The sequence below is a fragment of the Geomonas edaphica genome (genome assembly GCF_004917075.1).
Classification (GTDB): domain Bacteria; phylum Desulfobacterota; class Desulfuromonadia; order Geobacterales; family Geobacteraceae; genus Geomonas; species Geomonas edaphica.
On the sequence record NZ_SSYB01000004.1, the window covers coordinates 1058557 to 1079772 of the forward strand.

Here is a 21216-nt window from a genome sequence, read left to right on the forward strand (position 1 = left end):
GAGTTCCTCCGAAGCAGACGTTGCCCTCGAAGCAAAAAGTATGGCCAAACGTTCCCCCCTTTGCGAAGGGGGGACAGGGGGAATTTGCCTTGATAGGCCATACGACCACTGCGGTCACGCAACCTGCGCAGGTGGATAGCAGATGTTGAGCGGGCTTCTTTTCGGACGTGCCGACAAAAAGCAAATCCCCCCCAGCCCCCCTTCGCAAAGGGGGGAGCTTACCCGCTACTCCCTTGCCGCGCCGCAGTGCGGGCAGTTCAGCCACTCCGGTTCCAGGGGGAGCTTGCAGTCGCGGCAGAGGTTGCGGCGCAGGGTGCCACAGAAGGGGCAGAAGAGATATTTCGCGTCCACCATGCGGTTGCAGCAGTCGCACCGGCGCTGGTGGAGTAGCTGCGGCCCCAGGACCCGCAGCAGCTCCTCGAGCGTGGTGAGCCCCAGGCGCACCTTCTCCAGACCGTCCTCGAGTAGGGTGCGCATACCCCCGGCCCGCGCCATGTCGAAGAGCTCGGTCTCCTTGTAGCTCGTGCTGATGAAATGCCGGAAGTCCTCGTTCATGGTGAAGAGTTCGAAGACCCCGGTCCGCCCCCGGTAGCCGGTCTTGTTGCACTGATCGCACCCCTTGCCGCGGCGCACCGCCCCGTCGAGGTACCCCGGCGGGACGCGCAGCAGCTCCATGATCTCCCGGTCCGGGGCGACCTCGGTGCTGCAGGCAGAGCAGACACGCCGCACCAGGCGCTGCGCGAAGAGCCCCTCGAGCGCCGAGGCGATGATGTAAGGTTTCACCCCCATGTCGATGAGCCGCGTGATGGAGCCGACCGCGGAGTTCGTGTGCAGCGTGGAGAGGACCATGTGGCCGGTGAGCGCCGCCTTGAAGGCGACGTCCGCGGTCTCGGCATCGCGGATCTCGCCGACCAGGATCACGTCCGGGTCCTGGCGCAGCGTGGCGCGCAGGACGCTCGCAAAGGAGAGCCCGATCTTCTCCCGCACCGCAACCTGGTTTGCCTCCTCGACGAAGTACTCCACCGGCTCCTCGATGGTCTCGAAGTTCCTGCTCCCCTCGAGCATGGTGGAGAGGATCGAGTAGAGCATGGTGGTCTTGCCGCTGCCGGTGGGGCCGGTCGCGATGATCACCCCCTGCGGTTTCTTCACCAGGGTGCGGATCTTCTGCAGCCCGTCCGGAAGCACCCCGAGGTCGGGTAGCTCCTTGATCGCGGCGCTCTTGTCGAGGATGCGCAGGACGAGCTTCTCGCCGTTCAGGGTGGGCATGGAGGAGACGCGCATGTCGACGATGCGAGTCCCGGCCTTCACGGTGATGCGCCCGTCCTGAGGCTTTCTCCGTTCGGAGATGTCCATCTTGGCGAGGATCTTCACGCGCGAAACGATGGCGGGGTGCAGGTCGGCCGGGATCTTGATCTTGCTGTGCAACAGGCCGTCGATGCGGAAGCGTACCAGGGTGTACTTGGTCTTCCCCTCGATGTGGATGTCGCTTGCGTGGTAGCGGATCGCCTCCGAGATGACCGCGTTCACGATCCGGATCACCGGCGGGACCTCGGAGGAGCCGATGAGTTCGGTGACGCTCACCTGGCTCTCCTCGTCGTCGATGATGATGTCGATCTCGTCGATCGGCTCCAGGTCCGCAGCCTGCTCGAGCGCCGGTCCCTCGGCCCAGGCCCGTTCCAGTAGGGCGAGGATCTCGGAACCGGTGGCGATGAGGGGGACCACGGCGAGTCCGGTCATCATGGAGATGTTGTCGACCTTGTAGATGTCTGAGGGATCGGCCATGGCTACGGTGAGCTGGCGGCCGGTCATCCGGATCGGGACCATGCGGTTTCTCTCGCACAGGTCGCGCGGCAAAAAACGCACCGCCTGGGGCATGATCTCCGCCGAGGCGAGATCCACGTAGTCGATGTTGAGCGCCGCCTGCAGCGCCTTCACCACCTCCCCCTCGGTGACGACGCCGAGGCGCACCAGGGCGTCGATGATCAGTTCGCCCTGGGCACGTTCCGTCGCGGCGCGCACCAGGTCCTCCCTCGTCGCCGCCCCCGCCTTGACGAGGATGTTGCCCGCCATGCCGCGGTTCTCGTCGAAGAGGCTCGCGTAGTTCTTGATGCGCTGCTGCTGCGAGCGGGTGAGCTCCTTCAGGTTCTGGTTTTCCTGCATCAGGACGTACTGTTGCAGGGCAAGGCTCACCGTGAGGCGCAGGTCGTCGTCGTTCCAGGGCTTGGTGATGAACTTGTAGACCGCACCGTCCTTCACCGCTCCCATCACCGAATTCACGTCGGCATGCCCGGTGAGCATGATCCTGATCACCTGGGGCCAGCGTTCCTTCACCGTCTTCAAAAGTTCCGCTCCGGTCATGCCGGGCATGCGGTGGTCCGAGACGATGAGCTGCACCTCGTTCTCCTCCATCACGGCGAGCGCTTCCACGCCGCTTGCCGCGGTGAAGAGACGGTAGTTCTCCTCCATGAAGATCCGGCGCATCGCGGAGAGGACACCTGCCTCGTCATCGACGAAGAGGACGCCGAAACTCTTGGCGGCAGGTTCCTGCGCCTCCCGTTCCTCCCCCTTTGCCGCCGTCTTGAATAGCTGTGAATATCTCGACATCGCTTAGTTCCTGCCTGCGGGGATGGTGATGATGAAGTCGGCGCCTCCCCCCGGGGCGTCGGCTACGGCAACGGTTCCTTGCAGCTTAAGGACCGCCTCCCAGACCACGGCAAGCCCCATGCCGGTTCCGGAGCCGACCGGCAGCGTGGTGAAGAACGGGTCGAAGATCTGCCCCCTGAGCGCGGCGGGGATCCCGGGGCCGTTGTCGGCGATGCTGATCCTGATCCTCTCCCCGTCGAAGCAGCTGGAGAGGGTGATGCGCGGCGAGGCCCCGGCGTGGGTGAGGGCGTTCTGGATCAGGTTCAGGAAGATCTGCCCGGGGAGCTGCCCCTGGCATTTAACCTCCGGGAGCGGCTGCAGCTCCTTGACGATCTCGGCGCGGCCGGCCAACTGGTGCGATAAAAGTGTGAGGGTCCGCTCCAGCTCCTGGTTCAGGTCCACGACGCTTTCGCCGCTCTCGTCGACATGGGAGAAACCCTTCAGGTCGGCGACGATGCGGGAGACCCGCTCGGCCCCGGCGAGGCTCTGCGCCATCAGGTCGCCGACGTCGGCCATGACATGCGGGAGCTTCAGCTCGCGCCACTTCGTCTCGGCCTCGGTAACGAGCCGTTCGCGCGGCTGCTCGAGCTCCAGGTGCTCGCGGTAGAACTGCAGCATGGCGCAGAAGCGGGCCACGTACTTTTGCAGCGTGTGCAGGTTCGAGGTGATGAAGCCGAGCGGGTTGTTGATCTCGTGGGCGACCCCGGCGGCCAACTGCCCCACCGCGGCCATCTTCTCCTGCTGCAGCAGGTGCGCCTGGGCGCGCCGCAGTTCCGCGGTCCGCTCCTTCACGCGCAGCTCCAGGTTTTCCGCGAGCTCGCGGTAGCGCGCCTCGCTTCTCGCGAGCTCGGCGTTCATGGCGACGAGCTCCTCGTGCGAGCTGTTCACCACCGAGGTGTGGATCTCCGTGGTGAGGACCCGCTTCAGGCTGTTCCTGAGCACGGTGTCGAGCGCCACGATAAGGAGCGAGGCGAGCGGCTCCAGGCGCTCACGCATCTCCGGTGCCCCGAAGAGCTCCAGGTGCGCCACCGGCTCACCCTCGAGCATGAGCGGCAGGGACCGGAGGAGCCCCCCGCGACCGGCCGGGGAACAGGCCCCCCAGAGTTCCTCCCCGTCGTCACCGGTGACCCGGGCGCAGGAGGCACCCGCCGCGAGCGCACCCTTGAGCAGCGGGAGCACGTCCGCGTCGAGCAGGAGCTCGCGCACCTTTTTTTCCTCCCCGACCACGAAATGCAGCGTGTCTGCGCTCATGGCTCCTCCTTGAGCGAGGTGAGCTTCGCGACGAAGCGCTCGCGCGTAAGGCCGTGCTTCGCGGCGAGGGCGAACCGGGCGTCGATCCGGTCGTAGACGAGCCCGGCGACGAGGGCGAAGGTCTCGGCCACGCCGTGGCCGTTCAGCGCACTCGCCAGCACCACCGGGATGCCGGTGGGGTCCCAGGTGGTGCGGATCTCCTCCTCGGGGACCGCGGCCGGCAGGTCGCGCTTGTTGAACTGGATCACCAGCGGGATGCTGTCGATGTCGAGCCCGACCAGGGAGAGGTTGCGCTCCAGGTTGTCAAAGCTCGCTACGTTGCTTCCCGCCTCGGCGCGGTTCGAGTCGGCGACGAAGACCACACCGTCGGCGCGCTGCAGGACCGCCTTTCTCGTCGCGTCGTGGCAGACCTGCCCCGGAACTGTGTAGACCTTCACCTTGATCTTAAGGCCGCTCGGCGCGGTGAGGAAAAAGGGGAGGAGATCGAAGTAGATGGTCCGGTCTCCGCTCGTGTCGAGCACCATGAGCTCGCCGCGTCCCTGCCGGGTAAGGAGGTCGTGCAACTGCAACAGGTTGGTGGTTTTCCCCGAGAGCGCCGGGCCGTAGTAGACCAGCTTCAGCACCATGCGCCGCTCTTTCTCGTCGAACTCGATCATCGCGCCTTCTCGTCCGCCACGTAGACCCCGCACGAAGGGGGGTCGATCTGGTAGTAGCGCAGCACGGCCTCGATGCTGCCGCGGTTCAACTGCGTTCCCTCAGTCAAAAGCAGAAGTCCCGTCCCGCTGTAGAGGTTCCTGGTGAGCCGCATCCCTTCCTTTAGGCGCTTCGGCTCGACCTCGCGTTCGGTTACCGTCTCGGTCACGGCGATCTTCACACTCCCCGCGTCGCTGCGCCCGGATGGGGCCCAACTGACGAAGATCCCCCCCGACGGGGGATCGACCTGGTAGCTGCGTACGACGGCCATGATGCGCCCCGCGTCGAGCACGGTGCCGCGTTCCACGATGAGCGCCCCGGAACCGCTGAAAAGGTCGCGGGTGGTGGTCATCCCCTCCAGAAGCTGCTTCGGGCGGAGCTCCTTCTCCGCCGCCTCGGCGCGCCGAGAGTAGGCTGCGAGGTAGAGCTCGCGCACGTGCCGTTCCGCGGCGGGGTAGAGCTCCGGATCGAGGCTCTTGCCGAGCTCCTGCGTGATGCGCGCGAAAAGGGCGGGAAGCGGATCGTCGCCGCGCTGCTCGGTAAGCTCGCGGTCCACGAAGTCAGCCATGGCGATGATGCGGGCGCCCAAGGGGATGCCGCTTCCGCTCAGCCCATCGGGGAACCCTGCGCCGTCGTAGCGCTCGTGGTGGTGCCGGATCAGCACCCCCGCCTCGCGCAATTCCTCGACCGCGTCCAGGGTGGCCTGTCCGCGCACCGCGTGCTGCAAGAAGATGCCGGTTTCCTCACGGGTCATCGCGGACATCCGCTTTTGCAGGATCTCCTGGCTGATGCCGATCACGCCGATGTCGTGCAAAAGAGCGGCGGTGCGCACCGTCTCGACCTCTTCGGGGGAGAGCCCCGCCTCGCGGGCTATCCGCACGCTCAGCTCGGTGACGTTCCGGGTGTGTTCCTGCAGCCGGCTCGAGTGGAGCTCGATGAGGCGGGAGAAGGCGACGATGGTCTCGCGGAAGGCATGCCCCACGCGCCGGTTACGCTCCTTCAACTCCTCGTTCTGCCGCCTGATGGTCGCCGTCTGCTCCAAAACGCGCCCCTTCAGGTTGTCGTTCCAGGCGGAAAGCTCGCGGTTTTGCTCCTCGACAAGGGCGGTCAGACGCCGGTTTTCCTGGACCAGGTGGTACTGCTGCACCCCTTCCTGGATGGTGCGCACGAGCACGTCGTCGTCCCACGGTTTCAGGAGGTAGCGCGAGGCGCCACCCTTGTTGATGGCATCCATGGTGGCCGCCATGTCGGCGTAGCCGGTCAGGACCATGCGCACCGCGTCCGGGACGAGTCCCCGCGCCTGCTCGAGGAACTGCGCGCCGCTCATGCCGGGCATGCGCTGGTCCGAGAGGATGAGGGCGACGTCCGGGTGCTCCCTGAGCCTCTCCAGCCCCTCGGCCCCGGAGGCGGCCCGCAGCACCTCGAGCTCCACCTCCTGCTCCATGAGCAGGCGCGCAATGGAGCGGGTGATGTTCTCCTCGTCGTCAACCAGAAGCACCTTGTGCGGTGCCGTTTCTGTTTGTATGTCCATCCGTTGCTCCTCGTTTGCGTCATAGGGCGCGTGCGCCGCAGGAGGGCGCCTTACGCCGCGTCACCTCACGCCGCGCGGGCGATGGTGACCAGCAGCTCCACCGCACCGTCACCCGGCGGGTGGAACTGCCGCAGGTTCAGCCGGAATCCCCCGGTCTCGACGGTGCCTGAACCGGGAGCCGCCGCGGAAAAACCGTCGCCCAGGTCTGCGAACTGCGGCAACGCTTCGGCAAGGCGTCGCCCCACCAGTTGCCCGTCGGCGACCTGCAAAAGATCCGCCGCCTCCCGGTTCATCTGCAGCACGATGCCGTCGCCGTTCAGGGCGAGCACCCCGAACGGCAGATGGTCCAGGATGAGGGCCGCGTGCGCCAGCGAGGCGTGTTCCTGCATGAAACCGCAGGAGCATGAGGCCGCCCGCCGTGCGAGGTCCGCGTTCAGCTCTCTCAACTCGTCCGTCTTGCGCCTCAGTTCCTCGGCCAACTGCTCGTTCCTGCGCTGGGTGGCGAAGTGCTCGAGCGCCTTGGCGACCGTCACCCTCAGCTCGTCGTCGTTCCACGGCTTCGGGATGAACTTGTAGATCTTCCCCTCGTTGATGGCGGCGACCACCGCCGCGGTGTCGGCGTACCCGGAGAGGACGATACGGATCGTCTCGGGATGGCTCTTGAACACCTCCTTCAGGAACTCGACCCCGTTCATCCCCGGCATCCTAAAGTCCGATATCACCACCTGCACCTGCGGCGAGGCGTTCAGAAGTTCGAGCCCCTCTTCGCCGGAGGCCGCGGTGAGTATCTCGTAGTCGTCGTCGATGAAGATGCGCTCGAGGGCGCGGAGCACGTTGCGCTCGTCGTCCACGCATAGGATCCTGGTCTGGTGATCACTCATCTGAGCCAACCCCCTCTATCGGGAGCCTGATGGTGAAGGTGGTGCCGACCCCAACCTCGCTTTCCACCTCGATGCTCCCGTGATGTTTCTTGATGATGTCGTAACTGATGGAGAGGCCGAGCCCGGTTCCCTTACCGACCTCTTTGGTGGTGAAAAACGGTTCGAAGATCCGGCTTCTGAGCTCCTCCGGGATACCGCCACCCGTGTCGCTGATGGCTATGAGGACCTGATCCCCCTCGCGCCTGGTGGCTACGGTGATCTCCCCCTGTTTCTCGATGGCGTGCGCCGCGTTCACCAGCATGTTTAGGAACACCTGGTTCAACTGCTGCGGTAGGCACTTAACCGGCGGGAGTTCGCCGTAGTCGCGCGTGAGCGTGGTCTTGTACTTGAGCTCGTTCCAGGCGATGGTGATGGTGCTCTCGATGCATTCGTTCAGGTCCACGTAGGTGGCCTGCGCGTCGTCCACCCTGGAGAAGCTCTTCAGGTTCTGCACGATGTTGCGCACCCTCTCCGCTCCGTCCTGGGACTCGGCCAGGAGGCTCCGTGCATCCGCGAGGATGTAATCCACCTTGAACTTCTTGCGCGCCTGGGAGATGCGCTCCCTTGCCTCCGGCGTCGCCGCGGCGAGCCCGTCGGACTGGGCCTCCAGGAATCCTTCCAGCCGCTCGAGGTATTTCCCCATGGTGCCTAGGTTGCTGGAGATGAACCCCATGGGGTTGTTGATCTCGTGGGCGACCCCGGCCGCCAGCTGCCCTATCGAGGCCATCTTCTCCTGCTGCAAAAGCTGCGAGTGGGTTGCCTTCAGCTCCTGGTAGGCGACGATGAGTTCCTCAGAGACCCGCTTGATCTCGGTCAGGTCGTGCAGCATGATCACCTGCGACCCCTGTTCACCGTACGGATAGATCCTGAGGGTGAACCAGCGCCCCGATGCCTCGTGCTGCAGCTCGGCCTGCCCGCGGTCCAGGGTGCTCAGGTCGAGCCCTGCCCCTTGCATCAGGTCGCGCCAGTTGGCCGAGACCAGGCGCGAGTAGGAGTTGCCGGTCAGCTGCTTGAAAGCGCGGTTGCAGCGCCTGACCCGCCCCTGGCTGTCCACCATGGCCACCAGGTCGTCGACGCAGTCCATGGTCTGTTCCCATTCCCGTTTTCCCTTCTCCACCTGCCGGAACAGCTCCGAGAGCTGCTCGTGCTTCAGGACCATCTCCGCCTGGTTCTTCAAAAGCTGGCGCTCGGCGTTCTTCTTCGCCGTGATCTCCTCTTTCACCCCGAGGAAGTGGGTGATGCGCCCCTGCTGGTCGCAGATCGGGGCGATGGTCGCGTTCTCCCAGAAGAAGGTGCCGTCCTTGCGCTTGTTGTTGAACTCGCCGTGCCATTCCTTCCCGGCCGTTATGGTCTCCCACAGCTGCCGGTAGGTTTCCTCCAACTGACGTCCCGACTTTAGGATGCTCGGCTTTTGACCCAGCGCTTCCTCCTTCTTAAAGCCGCTCACCTCGCAGAACTTCCGGTTCACGTACTGGATCACCCCCTGGGCATCGGTGATCACGATGGCGCTCGCGCTCTGTTCCACCGCCTCGGAGAACAGGTGCAGGGACTCTTCGGCACGGGCCCGCTCGGTGATGTCGTACAGCGTCTCCACCACCGCGATGGTTTCGCCGTCCCTGGTGACCGGCGCCGCATCGAAGAAGAGGTAGCGTTCCCTGCCGTTCAGGTTGTGGTACCACCCCTCGGCCCTGATGATCCCCTTCATCACGACGTCGCAGCTGTAGGTCGGGTAGAACTCTGCGGCCCGGTCGGTCTTCCCGGACATGATGAGGTCGCACAGGGTGGGGCGTTTGGTCGGGTAGAAGGGTTCCCACTGCCGGTCGGTGCCGAGCATCTCGGTCGCGGGCATTCCGGTCAGCTCCGCGATGGCGCGGTTCCAGACGATGATGCGGTGGTTTCTGTCGATAACGAAGAGCGGCGTGGAGGTGTTCTCCAGAAGGCTCTCGACGAAACGGCGCTCCTCCTCAAGCATCCCCTCCAGGCGCCGGTCCATGGAGATGTCCCTGAAACTGCCTCGCATGCCGAGACTCTCGCCGTCGGCGCCACGCACCTCCCGGCAGGTGTACTTGAACCAGCGCTGCTCCCCGCCTTTTGTGTTGAGGCGCAACTCCACGGGGGATGCCTGCTTGTCCGGGGCCGCACCGCAGCAGTTGCGGCGCAACAGCTCGCGGTCGTCCGGGTGGATGATGCTCTCCAGAAGGCCGGGGACGGCCAGAAACTCGCGGTCGGTGTAGCCGGTCAGCGCTTCGCAGTTAGAGGAGATGTAGCGCAGCGAGCCGTCCGGGTTCGTGAGGATGGCGAGTTCCGAGGTGAATTCGGCGATGATGCGGTAGAGCTCCTGGTTCTCCTCCAGGGTCTCCTGACGTCTGTCCATGGTTTCCACCATGTCATTCACAGCGAGCGCCAGGTGCTCCAGTTCGTCGCCGGTCGCTATGGATACGAGCCGTTCCGGCCCCTTCTTTTGGTTGAGAGTGCCGACGTGGTTTACCAGCCGAGCGAGCGGTTCGGTGATGTGCCGGATCAGGCGCCATAGCGTCACCTGGGTCAAAAGGAGGATGATGACGAGAGCCGCGGCGAAAAAAAGGCGCGCCTCCCTGAGCGGTTCGTACGCCTCCGTTTCGGGGTACTGCACCGCCACGATGAAGTTCGCGTTTTTCAACGGAAGGGCCGTGGAGATCCAGGTCTCTCCCGCGGCGTCCCGGGTCTCACCGCTGGCCATGACGTTTCTCTGCAGCGCGTCGTCGATGGCCGGATTCTCCCCGGGGGCGAGGTAGGACATCACCTGGCTTTGGTCCGGATGCCAGACGATGGTGCGGTTTCTCTCCATAACCAGCAGGCGCCCGCGCTTTCCGACCGTGTGGAGCGCCCGGTCGGTTCTGCCGTCTTCGTGGAGGTCGTGATGTCCCGCCAAAAGCCCGGCCACGCTGCCGTCTGCGCGCAGGATAGGAACCCCGAAGCTGATCAGGGGGTGTTTGGGGGGGGCGGAGGAGAAGTAGGGGGCGGAGATGTAGGGCTTGCCGGTGGCGAGGGTGAAGGCGACGTAGCTGTTCCCCTTCTGGATCGGGCTCTGTGTCGTATGGGGGCTTTGCGCGATGCTGCGCCCTTCCGCATCGATCACCTCAAGGCCGCCGTTGAAGAAGGTGCGCGCCGCGCGGAACTGGTCGAGCGCCTGCTGCATCTTCTTCGGGTCGTCGAGCAGGGCAGGATCGATCCCCTTCGCCATCAGATCGAGCATCTGCCGTGAGTGCAAAAGCTCGTCATCGATGTAGCGAGAGGCGAGGGCCAGCGTCGCCGCGTGCTGCCGCGCCACGGTCTCGATCAGGGCGTGGGCCAGGTAGCGGTACCCCGCCAGGGTGAGCAGCACCATAAGTGATGACACCAGCAGGAACACCGGCCCGGATATCTTGGTCTTTATCCTCATATGCTTGCGCTCCGAAGAGGGCGTAAGGCAACATCGCGTGACGAGATGCGCCTCCTCCGCTTCCTGCTTCCATCGGAAAAAACGCTGTTTTCTTGAGGGGAATATTGCGCTAACTTGCCGAAACGAAAAGGTTAATGTCTTTTAATTCGCTACGGTCGCGCCTTCGAGGTGCTGGGATAGGGGGAGTTCGACCCGGATGCAGGTTCCGGAGGCGTCGCTGGAGATGAGGATGCGTCCGCCGTGCCCGGCGATGAAGCGCTGGGCGATGGTCAGACCGAGCCCCACGTGGCTGTCCGGGGCCTTGGTGGTGAAGAAGGGATCGAACAGCGAGGGGAGGTTTTCCGGCGGGATGCCGGGTCCGCTGTCGGAGATGACGATCTCGGCGAGTTCGCCCTGCGTGGCGACCGAGACGCTGATGGTGCCCGGGGCGCTGCCAAGCGCCTCGCAGGCGTTTTTTAAGAGTGCGACCAGCGCGGTGTTCAAGAGGGTGAGCGCCCCCTGCACGAATACGCCGTGCTCGGGCTGGGACCAGTGCACCTGGGTCCCCGGGGGGGTGAGCACCGTGGTCATGTCCACCAGCGGCTTCATGAGGCCGACGAGCTCCAACTCCTGCATCGCCTGGTTCGCAAGGCCGAGCTCTAGCTGCGCCATCTGCTGAACGATGAGGGCGATACGTTGCCCCCCCTCCTTAGTCTCGTGCAGCAGGGCGGGGAGGTCGAGGTTTATCTGGCGCAGGCGGTGCTTCTTTTCCAGTTGCAGGATCGCCTGGGCGGAATCTGGGTCGGCGGCGCGCAGCAGGTCCGTGAGCGCGTTTGCGTGCTGCTGCAGGGCGAAGGCGTAACGCTCCAGGGTCGAGAGGTTGCTCATCACGAAGCCCAAAGGGTTGTTGATGTAGTGGGCGGCCCCGGCGGCAAGGCGCGCGACGGCTCCCACTTTTTCCTGTTCTACCAGTTTCCTTTGGGTCTTCTGCAGCTTGGCGAGGGTCTGCTCGATCTCATGTCGCGCCCTGGCGAGGGCGGTCTTCTGGCGGGTATTGCGCACGGCGGCACGGATGCGGGCGAGGAGGTCGAGTTCCTGGAACGGCTTGACGATGTAGTCATCGGCCCCAAGATCGAGGCCCGCAGCGATCTGCTCGTGGGTTCCCTGGGATGTGAAGAGGATCACGGAGTACATGCGATCGTGCAGGGGGGGCGCGCGCAGCACGTCGAGGCCTGAGAGCCCCGGCATCTCGACGTCGAGGAGCATCACGTCTGGAGGAGCGCTGGTCAAGGCGACGAGGGCGCTCGCCCCGTCCACCGCCTCCCGCACCCGGTAGCCGTCCTGGGAGAGAAGGGCGACCACGTAGCTGCGTATGGCGGCGCTGTCGTCAACGACGAGTATGTCCGGCTGCTCTGGGAATTCGGTCATAGTTCCAAACCCGCATCGGCGTGTTTCTTAGCGGCGCCGTCGGTTGCCTGTCCGGCGCACCTTTCTCATCGGCCGAGGATGACTTCCACTGAAGCCTTTTTCGTTGCCGGGGCTGAGGCTTTTCCTGTACTATCCGTGACCATGCCGGCTGCGGCCGGCTTTTAACGTACAGGAGACAAAAGCCATGTCCATAGACAGAAATCTGCGCCTGGAGGGGATCTATCCCCAGCGCCAGAAGGAGTTTTTCATGCAGCGCGTCAAGCTCCCCGCCGGGATCATCTCCGCCGACCAAGCGCTCAAGGTGGCGCAGGTAGCCGGGGTCCACGCGCGCGGCCTCGTGCATCTTACCACGAGGGGGAGCATCGAGCTGCACTGGCTGTCCGAGGAGGCGCTCCCTTTGGTTGCGACCCAACTCGCGCAGGTGGGGTTGTACAACCGTGGCGCCTGCGGCGGCGCGGTGCGCGGCGTCATCTGCGGCAGCCTCTCCGCAGCCGGTGCCCCCGCCCTTGAGGCGTTAGTCAGGAAGATCCACCGGCACTTCACCGGGAACCCGCGTTTTGAGAAGCTCCCGAAGAAGTTCAAGATCGGCGTCGAGGCGGACACGGCAAGCCGCAGGCACCTGATCCAGGACCTCTGCTTCATCCCGGTTCCCTCCGATGACGAGAGGTCGCGCTACGACGTCTACGCGGCCGGCGGGCTCGGGCGCGAGCCGACCCCGGGCTTTTTGCTGGCGCAAGGAGTCGCGGAGGATGCTCTCATCCCGCTTACCGAGAACGTGCTCAGGGAGTACGAGGCGAACACGCCTCCCCCGAAGCGTCTGAAGCACCTCGTGCGCGAAATCGGGCAGGAGGAGTTTCGCCGCAGGGTGATGGGGGAAGGGGCGCTCGAGGAGCTCACCACCGTTCCCACCCTGACCGGGAGCCTGGTGCCGGTACCTGCCGATTCCGAGGATCGGCTCGAGGCGCACGTCTTCGCCGGGGAGCTTCAGGCGGAAGGGCTCGCGGCCCTTGCCCGTGTCGCGGCGCAGTTTTGCGGTGGGATCCTCATGGTGACCGGGAACCAGAGCGTGGTGATGCACGTGGTCGAGGAGGCGGATCGGGAGAAGGCGCGCGAGGCGCTGGCGCAGGCCGGGTTTGCCGGAGCGAGCGCTGCGGAGCGGGTGGTGTTCCGGTGCTGCCCGGGGAGCCACGAGTGCATCATGGGGCTTGCCCCGACCCGGGAGGTGGCGGCCGCCGTGGTGGCTGAGCTTGGGGAGGAGGCGCTTGCCATGAACTGGGCCATTTCCGGTTGTCCGAACTGCTGTGCCCAGCCGCAGCTCGCGCAGGCGGGGATCGTCGCTTCGCGTCTGGTGAACGACCAGGCCGGGCGCGCGCCGCGTTTCGATCTGTACCGTGCCGGTGCCGGCCCCTTCGCCGAGCCGGTGCAGCAAGGGCTTACCCTGGCCCAGCTCCTCGCTGCGGTCAAAGAAGTCTAAAAACGTTCAACGTTCAGCGTTCAACGTTACCCCCCCTCTCCCCCTTCTGCGGAGGCGAGGGGGGGGCTCCCACCTCTTGAGACAGCATCAAACTTGAAGCATTAAACGTTGAACGTTGAACGACCGTTCAGCCGTTCAGCCTTCTTCGTCCAGTATGTCCCTCACCTTCCCGAGCAGTTCGTTGATCTTGATCGGCTTCGACACGAAGTGACGGGGGTCCCCCTTGGTCAGCGTGTCGGTGACGATGTCCGCCGTGTACCCGCTCATGAACATAGCCTTCACCCCGGGAGAGATGGCGGCTATCGACTCGTAGGCGTCGCGCCCGTTCATGCGCGGCATGATCACGTCCAGTATCACCAGCGCAATCCGGTCTCCCGCCACCTTGAACTTCTCCACCGCGTCGATCCCGTCCACCGCGGTGATCACCCGGTACCCGAAATCCTGCAAAAGCTCCCGCACCATGTCGCGGATCACCGCATCGTCCTCGACGAGAAGGATGGTCTCGTTTCCCCCACGTACCGCCTGGTCCTCAGGCGCACTCTCGCCTCCCGCAGGGAGGTCGATCAATGGAAGATAAACCCGGAACACGGTGCCGTGCCCGAGTTCGCTGTAGCAGTTGATGAAGCCGCTGTGCTGCTTCACGATGCCGTACACCATGGCGAGCCCAAGACCGGTCCCCTTGCCCGGCTCCTTCGTGGTGAAGAACGGCTCGAAAATGCGATCACGGGTCTTTTCGTCCATCCCGATGCCGGTGTCTGCGACGGTGATCAGGGCGTAACTGCCGGGTTCTCCGTAGCCGTGTGAGTCGATGAACTCCTGGTCCAGGATGATGGGATCGGTGCTGATGCGCAGGATCCCCCCCCTGGCCATGGCGTCCCGCGCGTTCACGGCCAGATTCATCACAACCTGCTCGATCTGGCCCGCATCGGCGAGGACGGAGAGTTCCTCCTGGCAAAGCTGCATCCTGAACTCGATATGCTCGGGAATCAGGCGGTGCAGCATCGCCTGCACGTTGGTGAGGATGCCGTTCACGCCGACCGGAACCGGGTTGCTTACCTGCTTGCGGCTGTAGGCGAGCAGGCTGCGGGTGAGGCTCGCGGCACGCTCGGAGGCACGCATGATCTCGGCAACTTTCACCTGCATGGGGTGCGCGGGCTCGAGCTGCAGCTGGATCATGGTGCTGTACCCGATGATCGCGGTCAGGATGTTGTTGAAATCATGGGCAATGCCGCCGGTCAGCGTGCCGATCGCCTCCATCTTCTGGGACTGGGTCAGCTGGTGTTCCAGCGCCCTTCTCGCCTCCTCCGCTTCGAGCCGGTCGGTCACGTCGTAGCAGGTCCCGATGTACCCCGCGAAGTTCCCGTCCAGCCCGTTGAAGGGCCTTCCCATATCCACGACCCACCGATAGCTCCCGCTATGGTGCCTTAGCCGGTACTGCATCTGGAAGGGGGCCAGCAAGGCGAAGGCGTTACGGTAGGTCGAGATGCACTGTGCCACGTCCTCGGGGTGGACCCCCTCGGTCCAGCCGTCACCAAGTTCGCTCTCCAAGGGGCGCCCGGTGAATTCGAGCCAGGTCTGGTTGAAGTAGTTGGCTGCGCCGTCGGTGCCGACGCGCCAGATCAGGGCGGGGAAATTCTCGAAGAGGGTCAGGTAGAAATCCGCCGAGCGCTCGAGCTCGAGCAGCATCCGGTTGAAGGTCCGGGCCATCTGTCCGATCTCGTCTTCCGAGGTCACCGGGGCGAGTCGTTGTGCGAGTTCCCCCATGGCCGGAAGCTGCTCCAGGTGCCTCGTGAAGGAAACAAGCGGCCTGGTGAGGTGTTGCATGAAGGGCCAGACGATGAGCAGTGACAGGATCGCAGCCGCCAGTGAGCCGGCAAGCAGGTAGTTTCTGGCGGTCCGCAGCGGCCCGTACGCCTCGTCGAGCGGGTAGCTGACCGCGAGCACCCACCCGGTGGACTTCAGACGTTTCACCGATCTGAGCACGGGGATTCCGGTTTGTGTCATCGTCTCGGCGGTTCCCTGGAATCCGGCGAGGGCGCGGTCCAGCATCTCGTTGCTGCCAGGAGGGTCCCGGCGCAGCACCCGCTTCTTATTCGGGTGCATGAGCACGTTGCGGCGGGCGTCGTAAAGGGACAGGAATCCGTTCTGGCCGAGTTTTAGCGAGGCGAGGGAGTGCAGGAAGTGTTGTTCGCGCAGGTCGATGCTGCCGGACAGTACCCCGATCAACTTCTGTCCGGGACCGAAAAGAGGGACGGTGAACATGATGATCGGCCGACTTTGGCGCTGAAGGGAGGCAAAGGGGCCGGAGATGTAGTTTCTGCGCAGCCTGACCGTCTCCTTGAGATATTCCCGGAAGGAAAAGTCCCGGCCGATGTAGTTGAGGTCCTGGGGGGTAGCCGCGACGAGGATCCCCTTCTTCGAGAAGAGAAACAGGGAGTTGTCGAAGAACGGACGCTGCCTGATCTGGGCGTCCAGAATGAGCTGCGCCTGATGCGGGTGCTCCAGGATGTCCGGCGGAAGGCTTTGGGCCAGGTGATCGAGTTCGGCGGTGAAGTCGAAGATGCGGTCGTCGATTTGGTTCGCCAGCGAGTCGAGCAGAATCGACTGCTGCTGCGAGATGTTCTGCTTGAAGGTTTTTTGCAAAAACAGCAGTGAGGTGACGGCGGTTGCCGACATCAGTACGCCGACCATGAGGAAGACGGCAAGCGTCATCTTGGTTTTCATGCTGTTAAAAAGCACACGAACTCCGATTGGCGCACAATAGGCCAGCTCAAGACCAAAAAAAGACAGTCATAGCAAACTTATAAACGTTCCGTGAGAAATGACAACGCGCTCTATGAGCAAATTCGCCGACGGCTCGTGATTCTACCCTCTTTTCGTGGGAGATAAAAGCCTACTTATTATAGGCCGTCAAATCAGCCCGCTGCCAGGGGGACGCGACACGGTTTCCTGTCCGGCACTAGCGGGGGACGGGACCCGGCCGGGAGACCAAAAACGTCAAGGAAATGTCGGAAACCCGTTTTGTCCACGTAAAGTGGACAACTATCAAGGCTTTAGGGATGTTTACGGTGCGGAGCGTTGCTGGATGATGCTCTTCTATCCACGTGACCTGTGGAAAAGTATGTGGAGAAATGGGCGTTAAAGGGGACTATTGGCAACAAACGGGATATTTCTAGCAAAATGCCTAAATTTTAGGCGGCGTAAAAGGGCGTTATTGCTGTGTCGCCAAGGTTTTGGCGATGGGACGAAAAAAAAGGGGGGCTCGTGCCCCCCTTTGGCGTGCGTTTGATCTTTCTGCTTTAGGACAAAACGAAGAGAAGCTCCTCTTTTTCCACCTTTCCGCCTTCCTTGCACTTCACCTCGGCGACGCAGCCGTCTTCCTTTGCCTTGATGTTCGTCTCCATCTTCATGGCCTCGGTGACCGCGAGGATGTCACCCGCCTTGACGGCGTCCCCAGGCTTCACGTTGAGCTTGATCACCTTGCCCGGCATCGGGGCGCCCACGTGCTTCGGGTTCGACTTGTCGGCCTTCTCGTGGCCGGCCTCGTCGCTTTGCACCGACTGGTCGCGCACGGTGACGCTCCTCGCGTTGCCGTTCAGCTCGAAGTAGATCTTCTTGGTACCATCGGGCTGGGTCTTGCCGATGGCGTTCAGCTTCACGATGAGCGTCTTGCCCGGCTGCAGCTCGATGGAGGTCTCCTGGCCGGGCTCTAAGCCGTAGAAGAAGATCGGGGTCGGGATCACCGAGACGTCGGAGAACTCCTGGCGGTGCTTCGCGTACTCCACGTAGACGTTCGGGTACATCATGTACGACATCAACTCCTCGTCGTTCACCGGGTGGCCTACCTTCGCCTCGGCGGTCGCGCGCTCCTTCTCGAAGTCGGCGGGCTCGAGGAGTTCGCCCGGACGGCAGGTGATGGGCTCCTGCCCCTTGAGGATGATCTTCTGCAGCTCCTTGGGAAAGCCCTGGTAGGGCTGGCCGATCATACCCTTGAAGAAGCCGACCACCGATTCGGGGAAGGCCAAGTCCGCGCCGGGGGCGAAGACGTCTTCCGGCTCGAGGTTGTTCTTCACGAGGAACATCGCCATGTCGCCGACCACCTTGGAGGAGGGGGTGACCTTGACCACGTCGCCGAAGAGGAGGTTCACCTTGTGGTACATCTCCTTGCACTCCTCCCAGCGCTCGATGAGGCCAAGCCCTGCGACCTGCGGCTTGTAGTTGGAGTACTGCCCCCCCGGGATCTCGTGGTGGTATACCTCGGTGGTGCCGCTTTTGAGCCCGGACTCGAAGGGGGTGTAGTAGTCGCGCACCGTCTCCCAGTAGTTGGCGAGCTGCTGCATGCCGCGCTCGTCCACCTGCGGGTCGCGCTCGGTACCCTTAAGGGTCGCCACCAGCGCGTTCAGGTTGGGCTGCGAGGTGAGGCCGGAGATGGAGGAGAGCGCCGCGTCGACGATGTCGACACCGGCCTGCGCCGCCATGAGCAAAAGCGCGCCGCCGTTGCCGGAGGTGTCGTGCGTGTGCAGGTGCACCGGAATGCCGATCTCATCCTTCAGCGCCTTCACGAGCTGGTAGCCGGCGTACGGTTTGAGTAGCCCCGCCATGTCTTTGATGGCGAGGATGTGCGCCCCCATCTTCTCCAGTTCCTTCGCCATGGAGACGTAGTAGGAGAGGGGGTACTTGGTGCGGGTGGGGTCGGAGATGTCGCCGGTGTAGCAGATGGCTGCCTCGCAGATCTTGCCCGACTTCTGCACCGCCTCCATGGCGACCTGCATGCCGCGGGTCCAGTTGAGCGAGTCGAAGACGCGGAAGACGTCGACGCCGCTCTCGGCGGCCTGGGCCACGAAGCGCTGCACCACGTTGTCCGGGTAGTTCGTGTAGCCTACCGCGTTCGCCCCCCTTAGAAGCATCTGGAAGAGAACGTTGGGGATCGCCTCGGAGAGGGCGTGCAACCTCTGCCAGGGGTCCTCTTTCAAAAAGCGCATCGAGACGTCGAAGGTGGCGCCTCCCCAAAGCTCCAGCGAGAAGAGATCGCTCGCAAGGTGCGAGGTCGGCTCGGCGATCTTCAACAGATCGTAGGTTCTCACGCGGGTGGCCAAAAGCGACTGGTGCGCGTCACGCATCGTGGTGTCGGTGAGGAGGAGCTTTTTCTGCTCGAGGACCCACTTGGCGAGCCCCTCGGCCCCCTTCTCGCGCAGGATGTCCTTGGTCCCTTTGGGCTTTTGCGCGAACGGTTCGATCTGCGGGACGCAGGCGTCGATGAGTTCGGCTGAGCGCAGCGGCTTCGCGACGCCGGCGGAGCCGTTCACGATGACGTCGCCCAGGAAGTTCAGCACCTTGTTGGCGCGGTCCTTCTTCTCGGGGATGACGAGGAGCTCGGGGTGCTGGTCGATGAAGGAGGTGTTGCACTCGCCCGCCAGGAAGACCGGGTGGGTGATCACGTTCTCCAAAAAGCCTATGTTGGTCTTCACGCCGCGCACGCGGAATTCCTGGAGGCTTCGATCCATGATGTGGGCCGCCTCCGTGAAGGTGAGGCCCCAGGAGCTCACCTTCACGAGCAGCGAGTCGTAGTGCGGCGTGATCTGCGCGCCGGTGAAGGCGTTCCCCGCGTCGAGGCGGACGCCGCAGCCTGCTGAGGAGCGGTAGGTGGTCAGCGTGCCGAAGTCGGGGGCGAAGTTGTTGGTCGGGTCCTCTGTGGTGATGCGGCACTGGATGGCATAGCCACGCATTTCGATAGAGCCCTGGTTCGGGATGTTGATCTCTGGGTCGGCGAGCCTTTTCCCTTCGGCGATGAGGATCTGGGCCTGCACGAGGTTCCGGCCGGTTATCATCTCGGTCACCGTGTGCTCGACCTGGATGCGCGGGTTCATCTCGATGAAGTAGTAGCGCCCCTCCTCGTCGAGGAGGAACTCGACGGTGCCAGCGTTACGGTACCCCACCTGCTTGGCGATCTTCAGGGCGTCGGTGCAAAGGGCTAAGCGGGTGTCGCCGGGAAGGGCCAGGGACGGCGCGAACTCGACCACCTTCTGGTGGCGGCGCTGGATGGAGCAGTCGCGCTCGTAGAAGTGCACGAGGCTGCCGTAGCCGTCCCCCAGGACCTGCACCTCGATATGTTTCGGGTTTTTCAGGTAGCGCTCGAGAAACACGGAGGGGTCGCCGAAGGCGGCCTTCGCCTCGGAAGAGGCCGACTGCAGCCCTTCGAGGAGCTCCTTCTGGTTCGTGGCTACGCGCATGCCGCGCCCGCCGCCGCCCGCCGCTGCCTTGATGATGATCGGGTAGCCGTGGTTTTTGGCGAACTTGAGCGCGTCCTCCTCGTGGAGGATGGGCTCCTCGGTGCCGGGGACCGTCGCAACGCCCGCGGCTTTCGCCACCTTCCTCGCGGCGACCTTGTCACCGAGGGCGCGCTGCATCTCGGCGGTAGGTCCGATGAAGGCGATGCCGTTTGCCTCGCACTTCTCGGCGAATTCGGCGTTCTCGGCCAGGAAGCCGTAACCGGGGTGGATGGCGTCGACGTCGCGCTTCTTGGCGAGCGCGATGATCTCGTCGATTCCCAGGTAGGCATCGATAGGGGCTTTCCCCTTTCCTACCTGGTAGGCTTCATCCGCCTTGTAACGGTGCAGTGAGAGCTTGTCCTCTTCCGAATAGATGGCAACCGTGCTGATGCCTAGTTCGGTGCAGGCGCGGAAGATCCTGATCGCGATCTCCCCGCGGTTAGCCGCCATCACCTTCCTGAATTTCCGAGCTTCCATTTCTTCTCCTTTAGTGGGGTGTTTTTTACCGAGACTAAAACAAATGGTGGAAATTTTATTGCGATAATAAAACAGTTGCCGCCCTATTGGTAAAACCAATTTCCCTTTAATTTCTGAGGGTTTAATTATGTATTCAAAAAGGTGGCATATAAAAGCAGATTCGAAAAAGATTGTCAATCCAGAATGTAGTTATATTTTTGTATGCTGTCGCTAAACCCCAAAATGGGGGCAGCAGCGGGGCGGCTTTTTGCTTGCCTTGACCCGGGACCTGCCTTATCTTGGCGCGATGATCATGCAAGGTACGGCAGCAAACGCAGCAGCAATAGTAATCGGTGGCTTTATCGGCATCAAGGCGGGACACCTCATTTCCAGTCGTGTGAGGGGGACCGTCATGTCCGGAGTCGGGCTCGCAGTATTACTTATCGGCATGCAGCTCTCTTTGAAAAGTCAGCAGCCGCTGATTATCATCGGCTCGCTCATCGGCGGCGGGATCATCGGCGAGCTCTTGGGCATCGAGGGGCGCCTAGAGGCGCTTGGGAACTGGATCGGCGACCGCTTCAAGGGAAGCGGCAAGGTGGCCGAGGGGTTCGTCACGGCGAGCCTTTTGTACTGCGTCGGAGCCATGGCCATCATGGGGGCGTTGCAGGACGGTCTCGGGTCGCGGCCGGACATCCTTTACGCGAAGGCCGCCCTGGACGGCATCGCCTCGGTGGCGCTCGCCTCCACCCTCGGAGTGGGCGTCCTCTTCTCCGCGCTGCCGCTCTTAGCCTACCAAGGTGCCATCACCCTCTCCGCGTCGTTTGCGCAGCAGATCATGACCCCCGCCGTGGTACAGGAAATGAACGCCGTGGGCGGGCTTTTGATCCTAGCAATCGGCCTCGACATGCTCGGGGTGAAACGGGTCCCGGTGGGGAACCTGCTCCCCGCGGTTTTCCTGGCTCCTCCCCTCGTCATGCTCTTCGTCGCTTCCTGACCTCTCCGCTGGACGTAAACCTTGACACTCCCTCTAAAAATCTAATAACATGCGGTGCTTCCCGGGATAGCGCACCTCCCCCCCGGAGGGGGGAGGCTGGGAGGGGAGAAGGCCGATGGAGCTGCTGCGCTCCCCCTCCCTGCCCCTCCCCCTCCGG

Annotated in this window: 11 protein-coding genes; 2 read left to right on the plus strand and 9 right to left on the minus strand. The window is 63.5% G+C overall.

Translation table 11 applies throughout. The annotated features are described in order from the left end of the window. Positions 1 to 225: 225 nt before the first annotated feature. The 7 genes from E8K79_RS15425 to E8K79_RS15455 form a co-directional block, all read right to left on the minus strand. Positions 226 to 2604 carry an ATPase, T2SS/T4P/T4SS family gene (locus tag E8K79_RS15425; RefSeq protein ID WP_136515474.1) on the minus strand — a complete coding sequence of 793 codons (2379 nt, stop codon included), beginning with the start codon at positions 2602 to 2604 and terminating at the stop codon, positions 226 to 228. Positions 2605 to 2607: 3 nt separating this feature from the next. Then, the gene (locus tag E8K79_RS15430) at positions 2608 to 3894 is read right to left on the minus strand and encodes a sensor histidine kinase (protein WP_136515475.1); all 1287 of its coding nucleotides are present in this window, start codon (positions 3892 to 3894) and stop codon (positions 2608 to 2610) included. Further along, on the minus strand, positions 3891 to 4550 hold the full coding sequence (locus E8K79_RS15435; protein WP_136515476.1) for a GTP-binding protein: 660 nt from the start codon (positions 4548 to 4550) through the stop codon (positions 3891 to 3893). Before E8K79_RS15435 ends, E8K79_RS15430 begins: the two co-directional genes overlap by 4 nt. Further along, the gene (locus tag E8K79_RS15440; RefSeq protein WP_136515477.1) at positions 4547 to 6118 is read right to left on the minus strand and encodes an HD domain-containing phosphohydrolase; all 1572 of its coding nucleotides are present in this window, start codon (positions 6116 to 6118) and stop codon (positions 4547 to 4549) included. Before E8K79_RS15440 ends, E8K79_RS15435 begins: the two co-directional genes overlap by 4 nt. A 65-nt stretch (positions 6119 to 6183) precedes the next feature. After that, positions 6184 to 6999 (minus strand): response regulator, encoded by an 816-nt coding sequence (locus E8K79_RS15445; protein ID WP_136515478.1) that lies wholly within the window; start codon positions 6997 to 6999, stop codon positions 6184 to 6186. Beyond that, the gene (locus E8K79_RS15450) at positions 6992 to 10459 is read right to left on the minus strand and encodes a PAS domain S-box protein (protein ID WP_136515479.1); all 3468 of its coding nucleotides are present in this window, start codon (positions 10457 to 10459) and stop codon (positions 6992 to 6994) included. Before E8K79_RS15450 ends, E8K79_RS15445 begins: the two co-directional genes overlap by 8 nt. A 141-nt stretch (positions 10460 to 10600) precedes the next feature. After that, the gene (locus E8K79_RS15455) at positions 10601 to 11866 is read right to left on the minus strand and encodes a sensor histidine kinase (protein WP_136515480.1); all 1266 of its coding nucleotides are present in this window, start codon (positions 11864 to 11866) and stop codon (positions 10601 to 10603) included. Positions 11867 to 12050: 184 nt separating this feature from the next. On the opposite strand from E8K79_RS15455, the gene E8K79_RS15460 reads away from it, so the two are divergent. Beyond that, positions 12051 to 13340, plus strand: a complete 1290-nt coding sequence (locus E8K79_RS15460; RefSeq protein ID WP_136515481.1) for a nitrite/sulfite reductase — start codon at positions 12051 to 12053, stop codon at positions 13338 to 13340. Between the two features lie 135 nt (positions 13341 to 13475). Here the strand turns inward: E8K79_RS15460 and E8K79_RS15465 are convergent, their stop codons facing one another. Next, entirely contained in the window at positions 13476 to 16079 is a 2604-nt protein-coding gene (locus E8K79_RS15465) for a cache domain-containing protein (protein ID WP_136515482.1), read from the minus strand. A 560-nt stretch (positions 16080 to 16639) separates the two neighbouring features. Beyond that, positions 16640 to 20086 (minus strand): pyruvate carboxylase, encoded by a 3447-nt coding sequence (locus E8K79_RS15470; protein WP_136515483.1) that lies wholly within the window; start codon positions 20084 to 20086, stop codon positions 16640 to 16642. A gap of 292 nt (positions 20087 to 20378) precedes the next feature. Between E8K79_RS15470 and E8K79_RS15475 the strand changes: the two genes are divergently transcribed. Next, a complete protein-coding gene (locus tag E8K79_RS15475; RefSeq protein WP_246043835.1) occupies positions 20379 to 21059 on the plus strand; it encodes a DUF554 domain-containing protein in 681 nt (226 codons plus the stop codon). The last annotated feature ends 157 nt before the right edge of the window (positions 21060 to 21216 follow it).

Bases quoted from the DNA above. Each gene is read 5' to 3' on its own strand.
- E8K79_RS15460 (WP_136515481.1), top strand. From the start codon at position 12,051: ATGTCCATAGACAGAAATCTGCGCCTGGAGGGGATCTATCCCCAGCGC.
- E8K79_RS15450 (WP_136515479.1), bottom strand. From the start codon at position 10,459: ATGAGGATAAAGACCAAGATATCCGGGCCGGTGTTCCTGCTGGTGTCA.
- E8K79_RS15440 (WP_136515477.1), bottom strand. From the start codon at position 6,118: ATGGACATACAAACAGAAACGGCACCGCACAAGGTGCTTCTGGTTGAC.
- E8K79_RS15435 (WP_136515476.1), bottom strand. From the start codon at position 4,550: ATGATCGAGTTCGACGAGAAAGAGCGGCGCATGGTGCTGAAGCTGGTC.
- E8K79_RS15445 (WP_136515478.1), bottom strand. From the start codon at position 6,999: ATGAGTGATCACCAGACCAGGATCCTATGCGTGGACGACGAGCGCAAC.
- E8K79_RS15455 (WP_136515480.1), bottom strand. From the start codon at position 11,866: ATGACCGAATTCCCAGAGCAGCCGGACATACTCGTCGTTGACGACAGC.
- E8K79_RS15470 (WP_136515483.1), bottom strand. From the start codon at position 20,086: ATGGAAGCTCGGAAATTCAGGAAGGTGATGGCGGCTAACCGCGGGGAG.
- E8K79_RS15475 (WP_246043835.1), top strand. From the start codon at position 20,379: ATGCAAGGTACGGCAGCAAACGCAGCAGCAATAGTAATCGGTGGCTTT.
- E8K79_RS15425 (WP_136515474.1), bottom strand. From the start codon at position 2,604: ATGTCGAGATATTCACAGCTATTCAAGACGGCGGCAAAGGGGGAGGAA.
- E8K79_RS15430 (WP_136515475.1), bottom strand. From the start codon at position 3,894: ATGAGCGCAGACACGCTGCATTTCGTGGTCGGGGAGGAAAAAAAGGTG.